Below are 22749 nucleotides of genomic sequence, written 5' to 3' on the forward strand. Positions count from 1 at the left end.
GACGACACCCCTCTGTGTTCGAGCCGCATCGCGACCCCCTTTGTATGCGTCATCATAGGTGAACTGCATGCAGTCTCGTCAACGGGTTTGTGAGCCGCCGTGTCAGAGCCCTGCCCGTTCTTTCATCAGGCGGTAGGCGCGCTCGGCCCGGTCCAGAACCGCGCCGGCCTCGAGGGCGCTCGGGCGTCCGTTCTCGGCCAGCACGCGCCCTGCGACCATGACCAGCGAGACGTCCGCGGCGTTGGCGAAGAAGACGAGCCGGTGCACGGGCAGGTCGCGCGGCTGCAGATGCGCGCCGCGGCGCGAGACCGCCACGAGATCGGCGAGCTTGCCAGGCTCGATCGAACCCAGTTCGTGGTCGAGGCCGAGCGCCTTCGCGCCGCCGAGGGTCGCCATCTCGAGGATCGTCCAGGCGTCGATCGCGGACGGGTCCTTCCAGCGGATCGCCTGGTGCCGATGGCCCATGAACATCGTCCGGAACATGTCGAGCGAACGGTCCGGCGCCGGCCCGTCCGTGCCCAGCCCGACGCGCAACCCCTCCGCCAGCAGGCGCGGGGCGGGGCAGTAGCCGAACACCGCCATCAGCGAACTCGGCGTGTAGGCCGCGCCCGCACCGCGCTCGACGAAGGTGGCGATATCGGCCTCGGTCAGGTCGATGCAATGCGCCAGGACCGAGCGCCGGTCGAACAGCCCGAACGTTTCGGCCATGAAGGCCACCGACCCGTCGCGATGCCCGTCCTGGATGAAGCGGCTGCCGCTGCCCTGCGCAAGGGCCCAGGCGGCGGCCGTGGTCTCGCGCAGGGCGGCCTGGAGCGGGCCATCGGCCACCGCGAACTCGGCTTCGCCGATCACGGGGGCGGACACGGCGATGTCGATCAGCCCCTGGCCGGCGCCGCGCCAGCGGCCGGCGAGCGTCCCGATCGCCGCGATCTGGTCGGAGAGGGACATCGAGCGCTCGACGGCCCGGCCATCGGCCCAGGCGCGCCGGGGCTTGGGAAAGGGCGGGCGGTCGACGCCGAGGACGAGGATCTCGCGCAGGCCGCTTGCCTCGATCTCGCGCAGATGGGCCTCCGCGCAGGCGGTGTCCTCCGTGCGCATCACGTTGTCGCCGCCGCCGAAGAACGGCACGGCCAGCGTCGTGCCGCCGAGTGTCCGCTCCAGGGCTTGCAGCGCCGCATCCGCCGCCCAGAACTCGGCATCGGCGTGGCGGGCATAGACATCGCCCACCGTTTCCATCCAGGCGTCGACGTCGCCGCCCAGATTCTTGGTCAGCCCGTGGCCGGCATGGAGATGGAGGTCGATCAGCCCGGGGATCAGGGCCGCGCCGTCGAGATCGATCCGGCGCGCAGCCGGCGTCTCGCCCTCGGGCCAGGCACCGGCCGCGACGGTCGCGATCCGGCCCGCCTCGACCACGACATGCCCCGGATCGAGGATCTGGCGCCGACCATCGAGCGGGATCACCGTCGCATTGCCGAGGATCGTCCGCGTCGCCTCCGTCATGGCGCGCGCCGCAGCGGATAGGTCGGCGTGAAGATCTCCGAGACGGGCGGATGACCGAAGGTCCGGTCGGGATAGCGGGCGATCAGCCCGTCGAACTGCGCCTGCGCCTGCCGGTGGGCCGCAGCCGCATCGAAGCCGGGCAGGATTCGGCCCTCCATCACGAGGCGCCCGTCGACGATGACATCGGTGACGTCCCGCCCGCAGGAGGACTGCATCAGCGTCTGGATCGGATCGATGACCTGGCCGATGCCGTCATGGCCGAAATCGATCGCGATGAGATCGGCCCGCGCGCCCGGCATCAACCGTCCGAGATCCGGCCGGCCGAGCGCATCGGCCCCGATCCAGGTCGCGGCGTCGAACATCTCGGCGCTGCTCGGCCGCGAGACCGAGCGCGCCATCACCCGCCCGAGCATCAGGCCGACCTGCATGTTGAGGATCATGTCCGGCGGCCAGGTGTCGGTGCCCAGCCCGATCCGCAGCCCCCGTTCGCGCAGATCGGAGAGATGGTCGAGCGCCGCGCCATTGCGGGCCATCACCACCGGGCAGTGGACAACCGTGGCGTCGGCCTCGAGCAGGGTCGCCAGATCGCGCTCGCGCGTCGAGACGCCGTCGAAGGCCGGGAAATCGGTGAAATGCGGCAGCAGCACCCGCGGGCCGAGCAGGCCGAGCGAAGCCAGCCAGCCGGTTGGCGAGAGGCCATGGCGTTTCGCCACCTCGTCGACCTCGAAGCGCGACTGATGGCAGTGCAGGCGCAATGGCACGTCGAGCGCGCGGGCGGCCTCGGCGGTGCGGCGCAGCAGCTCCGGCGTGCAGCCCTCGATCCGGTCCGGCGCCAGCATGGTTCGCACGAGCCCGCCGGCCCGGCCCTCCATGTCGCGGCAGAAGCGGACGGCCTCGTCGAGCCCCGCCAGCCCGCGCGCCTCGTCGATCAGCAGGCTGACCGTGCCGGCCTCGTCGACGATGGTATGGCCGCTGCGATAGGCCGGTCCGAGATAGACGCGGAGGCCGAGCTCCTCGGCGGCCTGTGCGGCGGCGGCGAACTCGCCATAGGTCTCGCCCCATTGCCGATAGAACAGCGAGGCGATCGGCAGGGCCGTGGTGACGCCGTTGCGCAGCAGCTGCGCGAAGGCATAGCGCTTCTGGAAGGCCAGTTCGTCGGGCGAGTACATCTCGTAGGGGCCGCGCGCGACGTAGCTCTGCGGCCAGACGCGGCCCTTGCGCCAGGACGGCGTGTTGTCGAGGCTGAGGACGGCGGTGTCGAGGTCGCTGACCGCATCGAGATCGACGAAGCCCGGCGCGATCAGCGCGTCGGGACGATCGATCCGCCGCGCCACCTCGCCGGGAAAGGCGTGGCCGACGAAGACGATCGCGCCGTCCTCGAACACCACCTCGCCGCGCTCGATCAGAAGGTGGCGCCCGTCCTGGTGGCCGACGACCCAGCGCCCGCTGACCAGTGTCCGTCCCGCGTCCCGACGCCCGAGGCTCATACCGATGCTCCCGCGACGCAGGCGCCGCCCTTGACCAGGATCCGATGCTGCAGCGGCGCGATGAGGCCCGTCCTCATGATGAAACCGTCCGTGCTGCTGGCGTTGATGGTGGTGAAGACCGGGCGCTTCGGGCCGTCGGGTGGGGACACGTCGCGCTCTTCGGCTGTGGGTCTCTGCCGGCATTGAACAGCCGGCGCGCCACTGTGGCAATGCGCCCGCGCAGTCCGGCCCTACGGGTGGGGCCCCGGACGCAACGTCTTGCCAGCCCCGCAGAAATTGGTAAACCAATCGGGGCGCCTCCATGGGCGATCCCGCCGCGCGCGACTGGAACACGATGAGCACGACCACAGGACACGCCCAGCGGGTTCGCGATTTCATCACCGATGGGATCCGCGCGGGCGTCTACGGGGCCAGGAGCAAGCTGCCGACCGAGCGGGCGCTGGCGGCGCAGCTCGCCGTGCCGCGCTCGGCCGTCCGGGACGCGCTCGCCGTGCTGGAAAGCGGCGGCGCCGTCACGCGGATCATCGGCAGCGGCACCTATGTCCGCGCGGCCGCGAGCGGGCCGCCGCCCGCAGAGCCTTCGCCGCCTTCGGCGAGCCCGGCCGAGATCATGGAGGCACGCCTGCTGGTCGAGCCCCGTCTCGCCGAGCTTGCCGCGATCAACGCCGATCAGGATGATTTCGCGCGCTTCGACGACTGCATTCGCCAGGGCGATGCGGCCGATGATTTCGAGGCCTTCGAGCATTGGGACGCGGCCCTCCACCAGGCGATTGCGCGTTCGACCCATAACCGCCTCGTGATCGAGCTCTATGCGATGATCACCCGCGCGCGCGATCTCACCGCCTGGGGCGAGCTCAAGCGCCGCAGCCTCAGCGCCGAGCGGCGCGACCATTACCGGCGCGAGCATCACGCCATCGTCGCGGCACTGAAGGCGCGGGATGCCGCCGCGGCCGAGACCGCGCTGCTCGGCCACCTCGAACGCGTGCGCAGCAACCTGCTGGGGCGCTGAGACCTAAATTGGTTGACCAATAGAGCCAATGTGACGCAATTTTGCCTGATTGGTTGACAGCTTGCCGAGGCCTGCTCTAGCTCTGGGGCATCGCGCCACCTCGGCGCCAGCATCGGGCCGGCCTCATGAAACTCGCCATCTTCAGTCAGGGCACCAGCGGGGCTGCCAGGGGCCGCCTCGGCGTCATCCTCGGTGACCACATCGCCGACCTGTCGGGTGTCGACGGCGCCCCGGAGACGATGGCGGCCTGCTGCGCGCTGGGCGCCGGGGCCGTCGATCGGTTGACCCATCTGGCCGGGGCGGCGCCGAAGCTGCCGCTCGCCGCGGTGACGCTGCATGCGCCGTTTCCGCGCCCGGCGCGCAATGTCTTCTGCGTCGGCAAGAACTATCACGAGCATGCCAAGGAGTTCGCCCAGAGCGGCTTCGACGCCAGCACCAAGGATGTCGTGCCCGAGGCGCCGGTGGTCTTCACCAAGCCGCCCTCGGCGGTGATCGGTCCGGGCCAGACGATTCCCGGCCATCTCGATCCGACGAAGTCCGTCGATTACGAGGGCGAGCTCGCCGTGGTGATCGGCCAGGGCGGGCGCGGCATCGCCACCGCCGACGCGCTCGGCCATGTCTTCGGCTACACCATCGTCAACGACGTCACCTCGCGCCAGCTCCAGCACAAGCACCGCCAATGGGTGCTCGGCAAGGGCATCGACGGCTTCTGCCCGATGGGCCCGGCCGTGCTGACCGCCGACGAGGTGCCCGATCCGCGCACGCTGCGCCTGCGCACCTGGGTCAATGGCGAGCTACGCCAGGACGCGACGGTGTCCGACCTGATCTTCGACATCCCGACGCTGATCAGCACGATCTCGGCCTACATCACGCTGGAGCCCGGCGACATCATCGCCACCGGCACGCCCGTCGGCGTCGGCATCGGCTTCAACCCGCCGAAGTTCCTCGCGGCCGGCGATGTCGTGCGCATCGAGATCGACGGGATCGGCGTGCTCGAAAACCCGGTCGGCTGAACACCCGTTCGGCCAACGACCAAACCATAAGGAAGCCGCGCCAAAGCGGCCCATCAGGAGGAGGAAACGATGCGTCGGATCAAGGTTCTCTGTCTCGCCGCCCTGGCGTCGGCCGCGCTCGCGACCTCCGCCATGGCCCAGGCCTATCCCAGCCGCGGCGTCCGGGTGATCGTGCCCTTCGGCGCGGGCGGCCCGGCCGACATCTATGCCAGGGCCGTCGGCCAGCAGCTGCAGGAGGCGCTGAAGCAGCCCTTCACCATCGAGAACAAGCCGGGTGCGGGTGCCGTCATCGGCACCACCGAGGCCGCGCGCGCCGCGCCCGACGGCTACACCCTGTTGATGATGTCCAACACGCACACCGCCAACGAGACGCTGATCCCGAGCAAGGGCTACAATCTCACCAAGGATCTGGTCCCGGTCGCGCCCGTCAACGAGGCCGATCTGGTGATCGTGGTCAATCCGGCGGTCGAGGCGAAGACGCTGCAGGAGTTCATCGCGCTCGCCAAGACCAAGCCGAAGCAGCTCAACTACGCCTCCTCGGGCGTCGGCACGCCCTATCACCTGGCCGGCGAGAGCTTCAAGGCGCTGAGCGGCACCGACATCGTGCATGTGCCCCATCGCGGCAGCGGCGAGGCGCGCTCCAACGTCATCGGTGGCCATGTCCAGATGATGATCGACTCAGTCACCACCATGGCGCCGAGCATCGCGGCCGGCCAGGTGAGGGCGCTCGCCACGACAGGCGCCACCCGCTCGGCGCTGCTGCCGGATGTGCCCACCGCCGCCGAGGCCGGGCTGAAGGATTATGAGGCGACGATCTGGCTCGGCTTTATGGCCCCGGCCGGCACGCCGCAGCCGATCGTCGATCTGCTGAACGCCGAGATCCGCAAGGCGCAGGCGCGGCCCGATGTGAAGGCGGCCTGGGCCAAGCAGGGCACGGCCGGCATGGACATGAGCCCGGCGCAGTTCGGCGACTTCATCAAGGCCGACATCGCCAAATGGGCCAAGATCATCGAGACCGCGAACATCAAGGTGAACTGAGGCGATGGAGGCCGGCACGCGCCTGACCGTCAACGGCACGGGCCGGACGCTGGCCTCGGCGCCCGACACGATGCTGCTCGACGTCCTGCGCGGCGAGCTCGGCCTCAAGGCGGCGCGATTCGGCTGCGGCGAGGGCCTCTGCGGCTCTTGCCGCGTCCTCGTCGACGGGCACGCCGTCGCCTCCTGCAACACGCCGCTCTGGTCGGTCGCGGGGCGCGAGGTCACGACGCCGGAGGGGCTGGGCACGGCGGATGCGCCCCATCCCGTGCAGGCGGCGCTGATCGCCGAGCAGGCGGCGCAATGCGGCTACTGCATCTCCGGCATCGTCGTCAGCGCCGCGGCCCTGCTGGCGCACACGCCCGATCCCGACGATGCGGCGATCCGGGCCGCGCTCGACCCCAATCTCTGCCGCTGCGGCGCGCATAACCGCATCCTGCGCGCCGTCCGTCGCGCCGCTGCCGCGATGAGGGATCGCGCGGCATGAGCGCCGCGACCCTCCTTCCCGCAGGGCTGCGGGTGACGCCGCGGCTCGACCGCTGGCTTTCGATCTCGCCCGAGGGGCATGTCACGCTCTCGCCCGGCAAGGTCGAGATCGGCCAGGGCATTCTCACCGCGCTCGCCCAGATCTGCGCCGACGAACTCGACATCGCCATCGAGCGCGTGCGCCTGCGGCCGGCCAACACCGCGACGAGCCCCAATGAGGGCGTCACCTCCGGTAGCCTCTCGGTCTCCGATTGCGGCCTCTCGGTTCGGCTCGCGGCAGCCCAGACGCGCGGGCTCTTCCTTGCGGAAGCCGCGCGACTGTTGTCGGTGCCGCAGGAGGCGCTATCGGTCGAGGACGGCGCCATTACCGGGCCCGGCAATCTCGCCACCAGCTATTGGGAACTGGCCGGACAGGTCTCGCTCGCCTGTTCTGCCGATCCTGCGGTGCAGGCGAAAGCGCCCGGCGCGCGCACCCTGGCGGGCCGCCCGGTCCCGCGCATCGACCTTGCCGGCAAGGTCTTCGGCACGCGGCCCTTCATCCACGATCTCGACGAACCCGGCCTGCTCCATGGCCGCGTCCTGCGCCCGCCGCGCCCCGGCGCGACGCTGGAGAGCCTGGACGAGGCGGCGCCGGCCGGCCTCGACGGGCTGGTCGCTTGGGTGCGGGACGGCAGCTTTATCGGCCTCGTCTGCGAGAGCGAGGTCCAGGCCGAGGCCGCCCTCGGCCGCCTCGCCACGGCGGCGCGCTGGACCGGTGGTTTCGAGCTGCCGGACCAGCACGATCTCTGCGCCTGGCTGCAAACCGAGCCGGCGGAGGCGTCCATCGTCGATCTCCGCGAGGGCCCGGCGCCATCGCCTGCGACCCGCCGGCTGGTGCGCCGCTACCTCAAGCCCTATCTCGCCCATGCCTCGATCGGCCCCTCCTGCGCGATCGCCACCTGGGCGGAGGATGGCCTTCGCGTCGTCACCCACAGCCAGGGCGTCTTCAACCTGCGGGCGGATCTCGCGCTCGTCTTCGGCCTGCCGGAGGACGCGATCGTCGTCGGCCATGCCGAGGGCGCCGGCTGCTACGGCCACAACGGCGCCGACGATGCCGCGCTCGACGCCGCGCTGCTGGCGCGCGCCGTGCCCGGCCGCCCGGTGCGCCTGCGCTGGTCGCGCGCCGACGAGTTGGCGCGCTCGCCCTTCGGGGCCGCGATGGCGATCGAGATCGCCGCCGAGGTCGGGGACGACGGCCGCATCGCGGGCTGGAGCCACGAGATCTGGAGCAACGGCTATGTCGCACGGCCCGGCCGCGCCGGTAGCCCGGCCCTGCTGGCGAGCTTCGATCTCGAAAAGCCGTTCCCGCTCTACATCTCGCAGGATCCGCCGCTGGCGGGTGGCGGCGGAGCCCAGCGCAATGCCGTGCCGCTCTACGATTTCCCCTCCTGGCGCATCGCCAAGAACCGCCTGCTGACCATGCCGTTGCGGACGTCCTCGATGCGCGCGCTCGGCGCCTTCGGCAATGTCTTCGCCATCGAATCGATGATGGACGAGCTCGCCCATGAGCAAGGCGAGGACCCGCTCGCCTTCCGCCTGCGCCATCTCGGCGACGCGCGGGCGCGCACCGTGCTGGAGCGCGCCGCCGCGATGGCGGATGGGGGCGGACCCGTCCTGGAGGGCAGGGGGCGTGGACTCGCCTTCGCGCGCTACAAGAACACCGGCGCCTATTGCGCCGTCGTCGCCGAGATCGACCTCGCGTCCGAACCCCGCGCGACGCAGCTCTGGATCGCGGTCGATGTCGGCGAGGCGATCAACCCCGACGGCGTCGCCAACCAGATCGAGGGCGGGGCCGTGCAGGCGACGAGCTGGACGCTGAAGGAGGAGGTCGCCTTCAGCCGCGAGGCGGTCACCAGCACCTCCTGGGAGACCTACCCGATCCTGCGCTTCAGCGAGGTCCCGGAGGTGACGGTCGAGATCGTGCCGCGGCCCGACCTTCCGCCGCTCGGCGCCGGCGAATGCGCGCAGGGGCCGACCGCGGCCGCCCTCGCCAACGCCGTCCATGCGGCGCTGGGCGTCCGGGTGCGCCAGATGCCGATCACGCGCGACCGCATCATCGCGGCGATGGAGTAGCCTATGCCCGACATCAGCATTCTCAGCGGCGGCGCCGCCCAGGCCCTCGTCCGGGCGCTCGAGCCGCGGTTCCTTGCAGCCACCGGCCATGGCATCGAGGGCAGCTTCGGTGCCGTCGGCGCGATGCGGGCCAGGCTCGCCGAGGGCGCGCAGCCCGACGTCGTCATCCTCACGGCAGCGATCATCGCAGAACTGGTCGCGGGCGGCGTCGTCGCGCCCGACAGCATCGCCGATCTCGGCGATGTCGGGACGGCGATTGCGGTGCGCGCTGGCGACCCGGTTCCCGACGTCGCCGATGCGGCTGCGCTGCGGGACGCACTGCTCTCGGCGGACGCGATCTATTTCCCGGATCCGAAGCTGGCGACGGCCGGCATCCACTTCGCCGGCGTCATCGACAAGCTCGGGATCGGCGCGGCGGTGGCGGAGCGTCTGCGCACCTATCCCAACGGCGCGTCGGCCATGGCGGCTCTCGCGAACGCGCCGGAAGCGCGCCCGATCGGCTGCACCCAGGTGACGGAGATCAAGGCCGTCGCCGGGGTCGCTCTCGTCGCCGAACTCCCGCCGGGCCTGAGCCTCGCCACCCGCTACACGGCCGGGGTCGCCCTGCGGGCGCCGCATCCGCAGGCCGCCCGTGAACTCGTGAAGCTGCTGGCCGGCGACGCGACGGCCGATCACCGCCGACGCGCCGGCTTCGTCTGATCGGCCGGCTTCCTCCGGACGCGGCCGCTTAGAAACGGAGCGCGTCAACGACGCCATGGCTACCGTAACGTAATATCCATTGTCCGCCGAGGAGCAGTTCACGTCGGACATCGAAGTTTATTCGATCGACGAAAGGCTTTCTTTATGCGCCCGAAATCATATTTGGCGCGGCCTAAGTGAGGCCAAGGGTCTCATCATAGTATTTGACCGCGGTAAGAATCATGAACGAGCCCAAAACCTATTGCGTTGAACTGGAGGTCACCCGCACCGTAACCGCCGTGATCGAGGCCTATGATGCTCTTGTCGCGCGCGAGAAAGCGAGCAATCTCGAATTCAAACACCAAATCGAAGGCGAGATCACGCGCTGGGTCGTCAAGGCGGTGGACGAGGTGCCGGAATAGCCGGTTTTAGACGACGCGCGTTACCGGCTCGATCTGCGAGTTGAAAAATGCATCTCGAAAGCCGGCATCATCTTGGCCTTGACATCAAACGACGAAGCGCTCGGCTCGATCGCGTCCGTGAGCCTTTGAAATGTAGAGCGCGCGGTCAGCTGCCGCTTGGACGCCCTCGAGCGAAATGCTTTCGGCGATCCCAATGATGACCGAGACCTTGGCAATGTCGCAGGAATGCCCCGCGACCCAGGGCGTCGAATTCAGCTCTGTCGTGGCGAACAGCCTGAGACGTCAACGGTGCCCGCGCCATGACGGGTCTTCGTGACTCTGCCAAAGAGCTTTTTGATGAGGTGAAAGCGCTTTGGGACGTGACCGCACAAGGCAGATACTGATCTTCGATCAGACGCGCACGGCGATGGCCGAGCGCAAGCTCGCCACCTGGGCAGACATCTTCGGCCGACTTGCAGAGCATCTGACGAGTGGAAAGGCGCGTCCGTTCGATCATGCGATGGCAGTTCGCACAGACCAGAGCGATAGCCTCCAGCCGGACCTTGTCTCCGGGGGCGATCAGATCCAAAGCGTCAGTGCGCGGCGTTACAAAGCATCAAGATAGACGCGGAATGCTCTGTCAGCAGTGCCTGCATTCGAGGAAAGCGGAATTGCGGCGTGAACTGGCGCGCTTACTGAGGGTGGGATTGGCGCTTCGGAATACCCAAGAACTTTGGTGGCCAGTGCGGGATAGAGGCGGCGCGGCGCGCTCCCACCTTCGGCGAGCATGGCCAGAGATGCCGCAAGCAGTTCACGCTTGCGCTCTGTCATACGGAAATGCAGGGCAAATTCCATTTCCTGGATGCGAGCCACGCTGCCCTCGAGACGCCCGAGTTCATCCAGGTAGACCACGACAGTCTGGCCGAGATAAGGGCGGGCCATCCCAGACATCCGAATGCCATTGGGCGAAATGTCGACAGTCCTGCAGTTCCACTCGCTGCGGTCAAGAAGCATGTAACGTCCCAGCAGGCGGATATGATAACGCCACGCCGTGCGTCTGTCTGGTTCGGGGCCTGCAAGCACATCATGCATGCCCCAGTATCGGACCAATCAGATTTTAAGAATCTTAAAATGATTTCAGAAAAACTCGCATATTGCGTCGATGCCAGGGTCAGGCCCCATGGGTGTCAGAGACGCGATCAGATTCAGGTTCCGTGAGGAGCTTCATCGACCCGTCAGGCCGAGATTGGGTCGTCACCTGACCTGGGCTGAGCCACCCGCGCCGAACGCCTGACCGCAGGGGAGATCACCGAACACGAACTGCCTACGCGTGCCGTCGCCGAGACGGACGATCGCCGCCGACGCGCCGGCTTCGTCTGATCCGGCGACGGATCTTCGTCGAGGTCATCGCGGCATAAGCTGGCTGACGGCGGTTTCGTGCTGGCGGCAGCCGGCCATGGCGCCCTGTGCCTGCGCTCATGCGGCGCATGGCGGGCTTGTGGTCGATCGACTATGACTGGTGCTGCCCGGGTGCAATGGATGCCCGAGCCGGACCGCGCGAGCGGCCGAGATGAACATGCCGAGGACGCGATTTTCACGAGCGCCCGCCTATATTACCAGCCTCAGGTCAGCGCCGACGGAAAGGTGCTGATCGGCCTCGAATGTTTGCTCCGCGCGGTCGCGCCGGACGGATCGATTTCGGGTCCCGGTGCCATCCTCGACAGTATCGCCGATGATGCCCAGGCCGATGCCCTCGACTGGTGGGTGATCCGACAGGCGCTCACCGACGGTTTGCGTTGGCCTCAGCTTCCCGTCGCGATCAACATCAGCGCGCGCCAGTTCCAGGCGCCGGACTTTGCCGCCAGGCTGCTGGCCGTGATCACGGAGATCGGCAACGCCCCCGAGCAGGTCGAGCTCGAACTGCTCGAGAGCGGGATCATCGAGAATTTCGACCGCGCCATCGAGACCATGGACATCCTCCGGCGCAGCGGCGTCCGCATCGCGCTGGACGATTTCGGCACCGGCTATTCGAGCCTCGCCTATCTGCAGAAGCTGCCGATCGACAAGCTCAAGCTCGACAAGTCGCTGATCGACGGAACCGGCGAACTGAAGGCGGCCGCGATCGTCCAGGCCGTCACAGCCCTGTCGCGCTCGCTGGGCCTGAAGGTGGTGGCGGAGGGCGTCGAAACCGTGGCCCAGCAGCAGTTCCTGCGCGTCGCCGGCTGCCATCTCCTGCAGGGCTATCTGTTCTCGCCCGCCGTCAGTGCCGAGCGGATCGACGCCTTCGTCCGGGACGGCTGGCCGGCGGTCCGCTGATCGCGCCTCAGGCGCTCACTTCGCCAGATGGGCGGCGGTCGAGCCCGGTCCCACGCCCTCCGGCACGGGAATATTGGTCGAGGAGTATTTCGCGTTCAGCACCATGGTGGGGCCGGCCGAGAGGGTGAAGCGGCGCGCCACCACGATCGTGTAGGCCGATTCCGCCGCCACCGGCTTGTTGGCGCCGATGTTGAGCTCGCCCTGGGGCAGATAGAGCGTGCCGAGCAGCACCTTCGCGTCGTTGCTCAGGATCCGGTGGATCTGGTTCGCCGGCGAGGTGCGGTCCTCATAGAACAGGATACCCGCCAGCACGCCGCTCTGCGGCGCCGTGAGGTCGATCTTCGTGTCGGCCTCGAAGCGCAGCACCGAGCCCTTGCCGTTGAAGTAAAGGCCGACATTCGCACCTTTGAGGGTGGCGCCGCCGGAGACGTCAAGCGGCCCGTCCTTGAAGACGTAGACGCCGGGGTTGAGCGTCACCACGGCGCCCTTGCTGATCCGGATGCCGCCGCAATAGGTGCCGGGGCTCAGAATCGTGCTCTTGGTGATGCTGAGGGCGTTGGCGCTGCAGCCGCCGATCGACGGCGGCGGCCGCGAGGCGAGCGGATCGGTGAGGATGGGGCAGTCCAGCGTCGGGCTGGGCTGGAAGCTGTCGAACTTGTCCTTGTAGACGCCGCCGGCCGAGCAGATGAAGCGCGCGCGAACCTGGGAGTTCTGCTTGGCCGCGAGGCCATGCGGCTGGGAGGAGTTCGAGTAGACCGCGCATTCCAGCGCTTCGAGCTTGGCGTTCATCTCGAGATGGATCGTTTCTTTTTTCTTGGTCTCCAGGCCGATGACGCAGATCGAGGAGGTGCCGAGGACGCGGGCGGTGGCCCGCGCGCTGACGGTGACGTTGTCGGAACCGAACATGTGCATGATGTTCGTGCGCGCGACATTCGTCACCTCGACGGTGACGGTCATCTTCCTGAGGTCGACGGTCGCCGCGATCGTACCCGTCTTGTCGAGGGTCTTGAGCTGCGTGCTGGCGAATTTTTCCGCCGCCAACTGCACGCCGGTCGGCGTCGCATTGGCGAGCCGGAATTCGCGGGCGGCGGCGAGCGCGGAGCCGTCGGCCACCGCCTGGAAGGCCGTGCGTTGCTCGGACAGCGTCCCGTAGTCGATCACCACGCCCGCAGCCATCAGCAGGGCCGGCAGGGCGACGCCGAGCACCACCAGCACGCCGCCGCGCTCGTCGCGGCGCAGGCGCCCGATCACCGCTGTCAGGGTCCTGTCCATGTCAGGCTCCCGCCAGGGCGCGGTGCGCCCGCACCATGAATCGGATCTGGTGGCCGAGCAGCCGCCAGTTAACCGGCTTGCACATGAAGGAGGTCGCGCCGGCGGCATAGGCCTGGTCGATCGAGAGAGTGTCTTCGCGGCCGGTGATCACCATCACCGGGAGATCGTCGAGCCGGCTGTCGGCCCGGATGCGGCGGACCATCTCGATGCCATTGATCCCGGGCATGTCGACATCGACCAGTGCGACGTCGAAGCGCTGCCGCTCCAGCAACGCCAGCCCTTCTTCCGCCGAGGCGGCCGTCGAGATCTCGGCATGGGGGGAAGCGAGGTAGACCGTGCAGAATTCACGCTGAATCGGATCGTCGTCCACGGCCAGGATCGAGATCTGGTCGCAGAGGACGTAACTGAACGGGATCGCGGCTGCTTCAGCCATCGTCATCGCATCGCTCCGTTGGCACTGTTCTGGTGCCTGCGACGATCACCTTGACACTGAGTTCCAAACAAACGGTTCCGACTCGTTCAAATTTTCGGGGGCGTTGTTTGCAATTGCGAAAGCATGGTCTGGCTATGCTGGGGCATGACCTTTCGTCCCCACCTCTCCATTCGCAGCCGGCTGATCCTGCTCGTCGTGAGCGCGACGCTGCTGGCCAGTGCCTTCCTGGTCGGCGTGACCGTCTGGCGCGAAACTGAAAGCTACGGCCAGTCGCGGCGCGATGCGCTCCTGAACACGGCCCATGCGATCGCTGCCGCGGCCGCGACGCCTGTCGCGGACCAGGATTCTGTCTCGGCTGCGCAGGCGATCAACGCCATCGCCCGCCTGAAGGGGATCGTCTTCGCCGGCATCGAGACGGCTGACGGCCGGCCGCTGGCCGAGATCGGGGCGGCCGAGCAACTCGCCGGCGATCTCGTCGTGGAGGGGGCCGACACGCGCTGGCCGCTGCCGGCGATCCTGCGCAGCCGGACCATGGAGGCGGCCGTCCCCGTCATCCATGGCGGAGTGCCGGTCGGCAGCCTGCGCATCATCGCCGACACGCGCGACCTGGCCGAACTGATCGGGCGTGCGGTCACGAGCACCCTTTTGACCGGAGCCGTCGCGACGCTGCTCGCGGTCGCGCTGGCGCTCCGGCTGCAGGGGCGCATCACCGGCCCGCTCGGCGCCCTGACGCAGACGATGATGCGCGTGCGTCGCGAGCACGACTATTCCGTCACCCTCGCCGCGACCTCCCGCGACGAGATCGGCATCCTCGTCGACAGCTTCAACGGCATGATCGGCGACATCCGCGAGCGCGATCGCCGGCTGGCCGACCACCGCGACAAGCTGGAGCGCGAGGTCGCCGACCGCACCGCCGACTACCAGCGCGCCGCGCATTCCGCCGATCAGGCGAACCAGGCCAAGTCCGATTTTCTGGCGACGATGAGCCATGAGATCCGAACGCCGATGAACGGCATCCTCGTGATGGCGGAGCTGCTGGCGGCCGGCGAACTGCCGGATCGCGCCCGGCGCCAGGCGGAGGTGATCGCGCGCTCGGGCACCAGCCTGCTGGCCATCATCAACGACATTCTCGACATCTCGAAGATCGAGGCCGGCAAGCTCGAGGTCGAGGCGCTGGAGATCGATCCCGAGGAAGCCGTCGATTCCGTCCTCCAGCTCTTCGGCGATCGGGCTCGCTCGAAGACGCTCGATCTCTGCGGGTCGATCGCGACGCCGCCGGGCCTGACGGTTCAGGCCGATCCGGTCCGCCTCGGGCAGGTTCTCGCCAACCTCGTCAACAACGCGCTGAAGTTCACCGAGGCCGGCGGCGTCACGGTCGCCCTGACCCGCGAGGGCGAGGGGTGGCTGCGCTTTGCGGTCTCCGATACCGGCATCGGCATTCCCGCCGACAAGCTCGGGACGATCTTCGAATCCTTCTCGCAGGCCGATCAGTCGACCACGCGCACGCATGGCGGCACCGGGCTTGGCCTCGCCATTGCCCGCCAGCTCGTCGACGCCATGGGCGGGACGCTGAGGGTGGAAAGCACGGTCGGGACCGGCAGCTGCTTTTCCTTCGCGCTCCCGATCGTGACCGAGCCGGCGCCGGCCGCGGTCCCCGTGCCGACCGGCCGGACGGTCGGCATCCTTCTCTCCAGGGGGCAGACCGGCGAGATGCTGGCGCAGGAACTCGGGCGGGCCGGCTATGCCGTCTGCAGCGACGCCGCCGTGCTCGCGCAGGAGAGTGCGCGCTTTGATCTGGTGCTCGCCTCGCCGGACAGGCTGCCGGCCTGTCGCTGCCGTTCGGGGACCGTGGTGGTCGTGGCCGGACCGTCCGAGGACGCCGACGCCCTGATCCGGGCCGGAGCCGCCGAGGTGCTGACCTGGCCGGTGCAGCGGCGCGACCTGGCGGCCCTGCTCGCCGCGCTGCAGGACGGACAGCCGCTGCGGCGGGCCCGGACGGCCGGCACGGCCTCGCCGGAAAGCCTGCAGTTTCCGGGGCTGCGCGTGTTGGTGGCCGATGACAGCGAGGTCAATCGCGAGGTCGCCGACGCGGCGCTGCGGCGCTTCGGCATCGCGGCGCGCTTCGTCGAGGACGGCCTGCAGGCCGTCGCCGCTGTCGAGCGCGAGGGCTTCGATCTGATCCTGATGGATGGCAGCATGCCGGGTCTCGACGGTTTCGAGGCCACGCGCGCCATCCGCGCCCGCGAAGCCGAGACGGGCCGGGCGCGCGTGCCGATCGTCGCGCTCACCGCCCATGTCGTCGGCACGGCGGCCGATGCCTGGCGCGAGGCCGACATGGACGATGTCGTCCACAAGCCCTTCACGCTCGCCCGGCTCGGCAGCGTCATCGCGGCCCTGGCGCCGGGGCAGAGGCAGGGCGGCAGCCTGCCGCCGCAGCCTGCGCCCGAATCTGTTGTCGCCGAGAAGGGTTGTCTCGACGAAGCGGTCCTGCACGACCTGATCGCCATGACCAATGGCTCGATCGAGACCGCCCGGCGCATTGCCGAGCTCTATCGCGTCTCGTCGCTGGAGGAGGCCGATCGCCTCGCGGACGCGACCCGTGCGGGCGACGGCGAGCGGATCGCGCGCTGTGCCCATGCGCTGAAGTCGATGAGCGCCAATCTCGGCGCGAAGAGCCTGGCGGCGGCGGCGGCCGAGATGGAGCGCGCGGCGCGCGAGGACGCCACGCCGCCCGGCCCCGACAGCTACGAGGTGGTCGCCGGCCTGCTGCACCGGACCCATCGCGAGATCGAGGACGTGATGGCCCGGGCGGCCTGACGTCGCGCACTCCCGGCAGCCGCTCACCAGGCTGTGATCGGCGTTCGGCGCGGCGGCGCCGCCGGCCCGTTGCCCCTGTCACGGCAACCCCCTAGTCCTGGGCCTTGCGTCGAGGAGGCCCGGTCGCCCGGGCAGGGGAGTTCGTCATGCGCCTTGGATCAGCCGCTGCCCTGGCCGTCGCCGGCCTGTTGTCCTGTTTCGCGGCTTCGGCTGAGGCGGACGAGATCAAGGTGCTGACCGCCGGCGCCTTCAAGCCGATCGTCACTGCCGTCGCGGCGGAATTCGAGACCAGCACCGGGCACAAGCTCGTCATCGACAACGACACGGCCGGCGGGCTGCTGCGCCGGATCGGTGGGGGCGAGGCCTTCGACGTGGCTGTTCTGACACCGGCTGCGGTGAAGGACCTCGTCGCCAGCGGCAAGATCGCGGCCGGCACGCCCGTCAATCTGGCGCGGACCTCGGTCGGCGTCGCCGTGAAGGCGGGCGCGCCGCGCCCCGACATCGCGACGGTGGCAGCCTTCAAGACGGCGCTGCTGGAAGCCCGCAAGGTCGCCTATATCGACCCCGCCGCCGGCGGCTCCAGCGGGATCTACTTCTCGAAGCTGCTCGAGACCATGGGCATCGCCGAGCCGATCCGCGCCAAGGCGGTGCTGGTGCCGGGCGGGCTCGTCGCGCAGCGGCTCGTTACCGGCGAGGCCGATCTCGCCATCCACCAGATCAGCGAGATTCTCGCCGTTCCCGGCACGGTCCTTGTCGGGCCTCTGCCGGCCGAGATCCAGAACTACACCGTCTATACCGGCGGTCTCGCCGCGACCTCGGCCGGCTCGGTCGCGGGCAAGGCCTTCCTCGCCTTCCTGCAGAGCGATTCCGCGCGCCGCATCCTCGCCGAGAAGGGCATGGAGCGCGCCCCCGAGTGAGGCCACTCACCAGGGCCGGCGCGGCCCGGTGTCGATGTGCAGGATGCCGTTCCAGTAGACCTTGTGCCCGCCGACCTCGGGCAGGGTCCGGACCCATTCGATGACCGCCCGCGGCCGCACGCCCGGGACGCGAAAATCCATCGCCTCGCAGCGCTTGTGATAGGAACCGCGCCGCGCCCGCCAGGGCGGGCGCCAGGTCGAGGTCACCTTCACCGCCCCGTACTTGTCCGAGATCTTGGTCAGGATCTGCTTCAGCCGTGGGGGCAGGCAGGCGATCGATGTCCCCGGATCGGTGGAGATGCCCGGCCGCTCCGGCTTCTCGTCGGGGTCGTAGGCCGGCTCCGCGCCCGCCTTCTGGCCTGGTGTCAGCTGCGGCCATTCCGGACCTTCGCCCTCGTCCGGTTCGCTCGTCATCGGCGAGTTCGCGTCGGGCGGGGGCGCATCCTGCGCCTGCGTGGGTGCCGGAACGATGATCGCCGGCAGGGCAGGGGTGCCGGGCAGTTCGAGATCGAAGGGGCGTTGCGGCGGCAGGGGCGCGCGCATCGTCGTGCCCTCCTGCGCGAGGGCCGCGATGTCCATGACACAGGCGAGCGCCAGCGACGACGCGACGAGCCGGGCGCGATGCATGCCGGTCAGGGAGCCGGCGCGGGGATGAACACGGCACGCGTCTCGGCGCCGACCAGCGCCACCTGTGGCGACTTGGCGCAGAGTTCGGCCAGCGCGGCGGGCGCGGCGGTGATCTTCTCGAGATCGAGCAGCGGGCGCATGGCGCTGCCGGCGAAATAGCCGGCGAGCCAGAGCGAGAACTGGCTGCGGTCGGCCTCGCTCATCGCGGTGAAATCCGCGCAGCTTGCGCGGGCGAGGTCGAGCGCCTCGGCGCGGACATCGGCCGCCGGTGCGAGAGCCGCCAGCAGCAGGATCGGCGAAGCGAGCAGGAGCCGACGGTGCGCGCGCATCATGAGCTTTCCCGGTTGGGCGGACGGGCCGCGCTGTTGAATCGATTCGGCGCGAGTGTGTCGGGTCGCGCCGGCCTCGGCTAGCGACAAGTCCGCACTATGCGGCAAAATTCCGGCAGGCCCCGGCGGACCAGCGGACGGCGAGCGCGGAAACGGCTATGCTTGCGCCAGAATCAACCCTCCCTCGCGATGCTGCGGCGCGGCGAAGTCTTGCTTCATTCTAATCGAGGGTCTAATCGACACCGGCGGCACGTCGCCGCCATCCGGTTGAGCGGGAACGCCCATGCAAGCCCTTCCAGTGCCGTCCCTGCTGAACGACTATCTGCCGCTGGTGATCTTCGTCGGCGTCTCGGCGTTCATCGGGCTGGCACTGCTGATCGCGCCCTTCGCGATCGCCTATTCGAAGCCGGATCCGGAAAAGCTCTCGGCCTATGAATGCGGCTTCAACGCCTTCGACGACGCGCGCATGAAGTTCGATGTGCGCTTTTACCTCGTGGCGATCCTGTTCATCATTTTCGACCTCGAGGTCGCCTTCCTGTTTCCCTGGGCGGTCGCCTTCGGTGACCTCGGCTGGTATGGGTTCTGGTCAATGATGGTGTTCCTCGGCGTGCTGACGGTCGGCTTCGTCTATGAGTGGCGCAAGGGTGCGCTGGAGTGGGACTAACTGTCGTCTCGCAGATGCAAAGCGCGAGGCATATCTGACGGTTACGGTTCACGAGGATACGAGAATGGCAACAACAGCGATCGACCGCGGTGACCCGCTCGTCGCCCCCGCGCCGAAGGGCCTGCTCGGGCCCGACGGCCTGCCCGTCGGCCAGCGTGACCCGTTCTTCACCGCGATCAACAGCGAGCTCGCCGACAAGGGTTTCCTCGTCACGGCCACCGACGACCTGATCAACTGGTCGCGCACCGGCTCGCTGATGTGGATGACCTTCGGCCTCGCCTGCTGCGCCGTCGAGATGATGCAGCTGTCGATGCCGCGCTACGATGTCGAGCGTTTCGGCTTCGCGCCGCGCGCCTCACCGCGCCAGTCCGACGTGATGATCGTGGCGGGCACGCTGACCAACAAGATGGCCCCCGCGCTGCGCAAGGTCTACGACCAGATGCCCGAGCCGCGCTACGTCATCTCGATGGGCTCCTGCGCCAATGGCGGCGGCTACTACCACTACAGCTACTCGGTGGTGCGCGGCTGCGACCGCATCGTGCCGATCGACATCTACGTGCCGGGCTGCCCGCCGACGGCAGAGGCGCTGCTCTACGGCGTGCTGCTGCTGCAGAAGAAGATCCGGCGGACGGGCACGATCGAGCGATAGGCCGTCGCCGTTATGGTCGGGCCTGGCCCGGCCATCTCTCGACGGACAGGCGCCGGACACGACAGGGATTGGGCCCAATCCTGCACGAGATGGTCGGGTCGAGCCCGACCATGATGCAGATGGGGCAATGAAGGTGAGATGATGAGCGAAGCGCTCGTACAACTCGGCGAAGAGATCAAGGCGGCGCTGCCGGGTGCCGTCACCGATGCCGTCGTCGCCTTCGACGAACTGACGGTTCATGCCGAGGCGGCCTCGATCCTCGAGGTGATGAAGACGCTCTCGGGCGATCGCCGCTTCCGTTTCGTCAACTTCACCGACATCGCCGGCGCCGACTATCCCGGCCGCGAGAAGCGCTTCGACGTCGTCTACCACCTGCTGGCGCCCTATTCGAACCGCCGCATCCGGGTGAAGGTCCAGACCGACGAGGCGACCCCCGTGCCCTCGATCATCGAGGTCTTCCCGGCCGCGAACTGGTACGAGCGCGAGGCCTACGATTTCTACGGCATCCTGTTCTCGGGCCATCCGGACCTGCGCCGCATCCTCACCGACTACGGCTTCGAGGGTTATCCTCTGCGCAAGGACTTCCCGCTGACCGGCTATGTCGAGGTCCGCTACGACGACGAGCAGAAGCGCGTCGTCTACGAGCCGGTGAAGCTCAACCAGGAATTCCGCAACTTCGATTTCCTCTCGCCCTGGGAAGGGACGGATTACGTCCTGCCGGGCGACGAGAAGGCGAAGGTCTGACGATGGAAGGCATTCTCGGTCTCATCCTGTTGCTGGGCGGCGCCACCTTCGCGGGCGGCTATCTCGCCGGCGTGGTTTACCGCTGCCGTCCCGCCGGATGGCGCGGCGCGCTGATCGGGACTCTTGCGGGGCTGATGGTGCTGTCGGGGCTGGCTGCGGCGGGGATCGCCGGCATGTTCGCCGGTCTCGCGATTTTCATGGGTTATGGCGCGTTGCACGCAGGCATGGGCTATGTCGGCTTTCGTCTGTCGCAGTCCTTCGACTGCTCGCGGCTCGCGGTGAGGTAGTTGGCGATGACCGAACACAACATCCGCAACTTCTCGATCAATTTCGGCCCGCAGCACCCGGCCGCGCACGGCGTTCTGCGCCTCGTGCTGGAACTCGACGGCGAGATCGTCGAGCGCGTCGACCCGCATATCGGCCTGCTGCATCGCGGCACCGAGAAGCTGATCGAGGCCAAGACCTATCTCCAGGCGCTGCCCTATTTCGACCGGCTCGACTATGTCGCGCCGATGAACCAGGAGCATGCCTACTGCCTGGCCGTCGAGAAGCTGATGGGCGTCACGGTGCCGCGCCGGGGCCAGCTCATCCGCGTGCTCTACTCCGAGATCGGCCGCATCCTCTCGCATATCCTCAACGTCACCACGCAGGCGATGGACGTCGGCGCGCTGACGCCCCCGCTCTGGGGCTTCGAGGAGCGCGAGAAGCTGATGGTGTTCTATGAGCGCGCCTGCGGCGCGCGCATGCACGCCGCCTATTTCCGGCCCGGCGGCGTTCATCAGGACCTGCCGCCCTCGCTGATCCACGACATCGCGGAATGGTGCGACCCGTTCCTGCAGGTCTGCGACGATCTCGAGGGCCTGCTCACCGACAACCGCATCTTCAAGCAGCGCAATGTCGACATCGGCGTGGTCGATCTCGAGACCTGCTGGAAATGGGGCTTCTCGGGCGTGATGGTCCGCGGCTCCGGCGCCGCCTGGGACCTGCGCAAGTCGCAGCCCTACGAGTGCTATGGCGAGATGGATTTCGACATCCCCATCGGCAAGAACGGCGACTGCTACGACCGCTACTGCATCCGCATGGAAGAGATGCGCCAGTCGGTGCGCATCATGAAGCAGTGTTGCGAGAAGCTGCTCTCGGCTGACGGCGGCGGCCCGATCTCGGCGCTCGACGGCAAGATGGTGCCGCCCAAGCGTGGCGAGATGAAGCGCTCGATGGAAGCGCTGATCCACCATTTCAAGCTCTACACCGAGGGCTTCAAGGTGCCCGCGGGCGAGGTTTATGCCGCCGTCGAGGCGCCCAAGGGCGAATTCGGCGTCTATCTCGTCGCCGACGGCACCAACAAGCCCTACCGCGCCAAGATCAAGGCGCCGGGCTTCGCCCATCTCCAGGCCATGGATTTCATGTGCCGCAAGCACATGCTCGCGGACGTCTCCGCGATCCTGGGCTCCCTCGATATCGTCTTTGGTGAAGTTGACCGCTGATGTCCGTCCGTCGTCTCGCCCCCGATGCCGTCCAGCCCGCCTCCTTCGCCTTCGACGCGGCGAATGAGAACTGGGCCGACCAGCAGATCGCCAAATATCCGGAAGGGCGCCAGGCCTCGGCCGTCATCCCGCTGCTGTGGAAGGCCCAGGAGCAGCATGACGGCTGGCTGCCGCGCGCCGCGATCGAGGTGGTCGCGCGCAAGCTCGGCATGGCGCCGATGCGCGTCATGGAGATCGCGACCTTCTACACCATGTTCAACCTGCAGCCGGTCGGCGAGCATTTCGTCCAGCTCTGCGGCACCACGCCCTGCGCGCTGCGCGGCGCCGAGGCGCTGAAGAAGGTCTGCCAGGACGTGATCGGCCCGCAATCGACGGTCAGCGCCGACGGCAAGCTCTCCTGGCTCGAGGTCGAGTGCCTCGGTGCCTGCTGCAACGCCCCGATGGCGCAGATCAATTTCGACTATTACGAGGATCTGACGCCCGAGAACTTCAAGGCCCTGCTCGAGGATCTGCGCCATGGCCGCCCGGTCAAGGCGGGTTCGCAGATCGGCCGCTCCGGCTCCGAGCCGGTTGGCGGCGGCGAGACCCTGAAGGATCCGGCCCTCTATGACGGCACGGTGATCGGCGCCGGCGACTGGCAGAAGCGGGTCACCGAGCAGCGCAAGGCCGCCGCCGAAGCTGCCGCCGCCAAGGCTGCGGCCGAGGCTGAGGCCAAGAAGGCGGAAGCCGCGAAGTCGGCGGACGCTCCCGCCGACAAGACGGTGAAGTGAGGTCCA

The 22749-nt window shown here is 68.5% G+C and carries 24 protein-coding genes; 16 read left to right on the forward strand and 8 right to left on the reverse strand.

The genetic code is table 11. From position 1 onward, the window contains the following. Positions 1-102 precede the first annotated feature (102 nt). Genes BSY19_RS15720 through BSY19_RS27985 form a run of 3 tightly spaced genes read right to left on the reverse strand, consistent with a single transcriptional unit; the run spans position 103 to position 3136 of the window. Positions 103-1500, reverse strand: coding sequence for an amidohydrolase family protein (locus BSY19_RS15720; RefSeq protein ID WP_069054964.1), 1398 nt, complete (start codon positions 1498-1500; stop codon positions 103-105). Beyond that, on the reverse strand, positions 1497-2987 hold the full coding sequence (locus BSY19_RS15725) for a chlorohydrolase family protein (protein ID WP_069054965.1): 1491 nt from the start codon (positions 2985-2987) through the stop codon (positions 1497-1499). Before BSY19_RS15725 ends, BSY19_RS15720 begins: the two co-directional genes overlap by 4 nt. Continuing rightward, positions 2984-3136, reverse strand: a complete 153-nt coding sequence (locus tag BSY19_RS27985; protein WP_171905156.1) for a hypothetical protein — start codon at positions 3134-3136, stop codon at positions 2984-2986. Before BSY19_RS27985 ends, BSY19_RS15725 begins: the two co-directional genes overlap by 4 nt. Before the next feature lie 152 nt (positions 3137-3288). Between BSY19_RS27985 and BSY19_RS15730 the strand changes: the two genes are divergently transcribed. The 7 genes from BSY19_RS15730 to BSY19_RS15760 all read left to right on the forward strand — a co-directional run bounded on the left by BSY19_RS15730 (position 3289) and on the right by BSY19_RS15760 (position 9742). Beyond that, positions 3289-3996, forward strand: coding sequence for a FadR/GntR family transcriptional regulator (locus BSY19_RS15730; protein ID WP_083247643.1), 708 nt, complete (start codon positions 3289-3291; stop codon positions 3994-3996). Between the two features lie 125 nt (positions 3997-4121). Beyond that, positions 4122-5009 carry a fumarylacetoacetate hydrolase family protein gene (locus BSY19_RS15735; protein WP_069054966.1) on the forward strand — a complete coding sequence of 296 codons (888 nt, stop codon included), beginning with the start codon at positions 4122-4124 and terminating at the stop codon, positions 5007-5009. Between the two features lie 69 nt (positions 5010-5078). Next, entirely contained in the window at positions 5079-6047 is a 969-nt protein-coding gene (locus BSY19_RS15740) for a tripartite tricarboxylate transporter substrate binding protein (protein ID WP_069054967.1), read from the forward strand. 4 nt (positions 6048-6051) lie between these two features. Continuing rightward, positions 6052-6531 carry a (2Fe-2S)-binding protein gene (locus tag BSY19_RS15745; protein ID WP_069054968.1) on the forward strand — a complete coding sequence of 160 codons (480 nt, stop codon included), beginning with the start codon at positions 6052-6054 and terminating at the stop codon, positions 6529-6531. Beyond that, positions 6528-8642 carry a molybdopterin cofactor-binding domain-containing protein gene (locus BSY19_RS15750; protein WP_069054969.1) on the forward strand — a complete coding sequence of 705 codons (2115 nt, stop codon included), beginning with the start codon at positions 6528-6530 and terminating at the stop codon, positions 8640-8642. Before BSY19_RS15745 ends, BSY19_RS15750 begins: the two co-directional genes overlap by 4 nt. A gap of 3 nt (positions 8643-8645) precedes the next feature. After that, positions 8646-9341, forward strand: coding sequence for a substrate-binding domain-containing protein (locus tag BSY19_RS15755; RefSeq protein WP_069054970.1), 696 nt, complete (start codon positions 8646-8648; stop codon positions 9339-9341). A gap of 221 nt (positions 9342-9562) precedes the next feature. Next, the gene (locus BSY19_RS15760) at positions 9563-9742 is read left to right on the forward strand and encodes a hypothetical protein (protein ID WP_069054971.1); all 180 of its coding nucleotides are present in this window, start codon (positions 9563-9565) and stop codon (positions 9740-9742) included. Between the two features lie 585 nt (positions 9743-10327). Here BSY19_RS15760 and BSY19_RS27040 read toward each other — a convergent pair. Continuing rightward, positions 10328-10813 carry a PilZ domain-containing protein gene (locus BSY19_RS27040; RefSeq protein WP_083247644.1) on the reverse strand — a complete coding sequence of 162 codons (486 nt, stop codon included), beginning with the start codon at positions 10811-10813 and terminating at the stop codon, positions 10328-10330. Between the two features lie 447 nt (positions 10814-11260). Here BSY19_RS27040 and BSY19_RS15765 point away from each other — a divergent pair, with 447 nt between their 5' ends. Then, positions 11261-12037 (forward strand): EAL domain-containing protein, encoded by a 777-nt coding sequence (locus tag BSY19_RS15765; protein ID WP_069054972.1) that lies wholly within the window; start codon positions 11261-11263, stop codon positions 12035-12037. A 15-nt stretch (positions 12038-12052) separates the two neighbouring features. Here the strand turns inward: BSY19_RS15765 and BSY19_RS15770 are convergent, their stop codons facing one another. Both BSY19_RS15770 and BSY19_RS15775 read right to left on the reverse strand, forming a co-directional pair. After that, positions 12053-13309 carry a TadE/TadG family type IV pilus assembly protein gene (locus BSY19_RS15770; protein ID WP_069054973.1) on the reverse strand — a complete coding sequence of 419 codons (1257 nt, stop codon included), beginning with the start codon at positions 13307-13309 and terminating at the stop codon, positions 12053-12055. 1 nt (position 13310) lies between these two features. After that, on the reverse strand, positions 13311-13748 hold the full coding sequence (locus BSY19_RS15775) for a response regulator (protein ID WP_210184379.1): 438 nt from the start codon (positions 13746-13748) through the stop codon (positions 13311-13313). Between the two features lie 138 nt (positions 13749-13886). Here BSY19_RS15775 and BSY19_RS15780 point away from each other — a divergent pair, with 138 nt between their 5' ends. Both BSY19_RS15780 and BSY19_RS15785 read left to right on the forward strand, forming a co-directional pair. Then, positions 13887-16559: an ATP-binding protein gene (locus BSY19_RS15780; RefSeq protein ID WP_069054974.1), complete on the forward strand. Its 2673-nt coding sequence runs from the start codon at positions 13887-13889 to the stop codon at positions 16557-16559. Positions 16560-16705: 146 nt separating this feature from the next. Then, positions 16706-17476: a molybdate ABC transporter substrate-binding protein gene (locus BSY19_RS15785; protein WP_083247648.1), complete on the forward strand. Its 771-nt coding sequence runs from the start codon at positions 16706-16708 to the stop codon at positions 17474-17476. 6 nt (positions 17477-17482) lie between these two features. Here the strand turns inward: BSY19_RS15785 and BSY19_RS15790 are convergent, their stop codons facing one another. Then, on the reverse strand, positions 17483-18103 hold the full coding sequence (locus tag BSY19_RS15790; RefSeq protein ID WP_069054975.1) for a YcbK family protein: 621 nt from the start codon (positions 18101-18103) through the stop codon (positions 17483-17485). Positions 18104-18108: 5 nt separating this feature from the next. After that, positions 18109-18435: an HdeA/HdeB family chaperone gene (locus BSY19_RS15795; RefSeq protein WP_069054976.1), complete on the reverse strand. Its 327-nt coding sequence runs from the start codon at positions 18433-18435 to the stop codon at positions 18109-18111. Positions 18436-18730: 295 nt separating this feature from the next. Here BSY19_RS15795 and BSY19_RS15800 point away from each other — a divergent pair, with 295 nt between their 5' ends. The 6 genes from BSY19_RS15800 to nuoE all read left to right on the forward strand — a co-directional run bounded on the left by BSY19_RS15800 (position 18731) and on the right by nuoE (position 22743). Further along, positions 18731-19096: an NADH-quinone oxidoreductase subunit A gene (locus tag BSY19_RS15800; protein WP_150129788.1), complete on the forward strand. Its 366-nt coding sequence runs from the start codon at positions 18731-18733 to the stop codon at positions 19094-19096. Between the two features lie 64 nt (positions 19097-19160). Beyond that, the gene (locus BSY19_RS15805) at positions 19161-19745 is read left to right on the forward strand and encodes a NuoB/complex I 20 kDa subunit family protein (protein WP_054141301.1); all 585 of its coding nucleotides are present in this window, start codon (positions 19161-19163) and stop codon (positions 19743-19745) included. Between the two features lie 141 nt (positions 19746-19886). Beyond that, complete coding sequence (locus BSY19_RS15810) at positions 19887-20489, forward strand: NADH-quinone oxidoreductase subunit C (protein WP_069057166.1); 603 nt, start codon at positions 19887-19889, stop codon at positions 20487-20489. 2 nt (positions 20490-20491) lie between these two features. Then, positions 20492-20776, forward strand: a complete 285-nt coding sequence (locus BSY19_RS15815; protein WP_069054978.1) for a hypothetical protein — start codon at positions 20492-20494, stop codon at positions 20774-20776. 6 nt (positions 20777-20782) lie between these two features. Then, the gene (locus BSY19_RS15820; protein WP_069054979.1) at positions 20783-21973 is read left to right on the forward strand and encodes an NADH-quinone oxidoreductase subunit D; all 1191 of its coding nucleotides are present in this window, start codon (positions 20783-20785) and stop codon (positions 21971-21973) included. After that, positions 21973-22743, forward strand: coding sequence for an NADH-quinone oxidoreductase subunit NuoE (nuoE, locus tag BSY19_RS15825; RefSeq protein ID WP_083247649.1), 771 nt, complete (start codon positions 21973-21975; stop codon positions 22741-22743). The genes BSY19_RS15820 and nuoE overlap by 1 nt, the downstream gene beginning before the upstream one ends. Positions 22744-22749 lie beyond the last annotated feature (6 nt).

It is taken from the genome of Bosea sp. RAC05, from assembly GCF_001713455.1.
Taxonomy (GTDB): domain Bacteria; phylum Pseudomonadota; class Alphaproteobacteria; order Rhizobiales; family Beijerinckiaceae; genus Allobosea.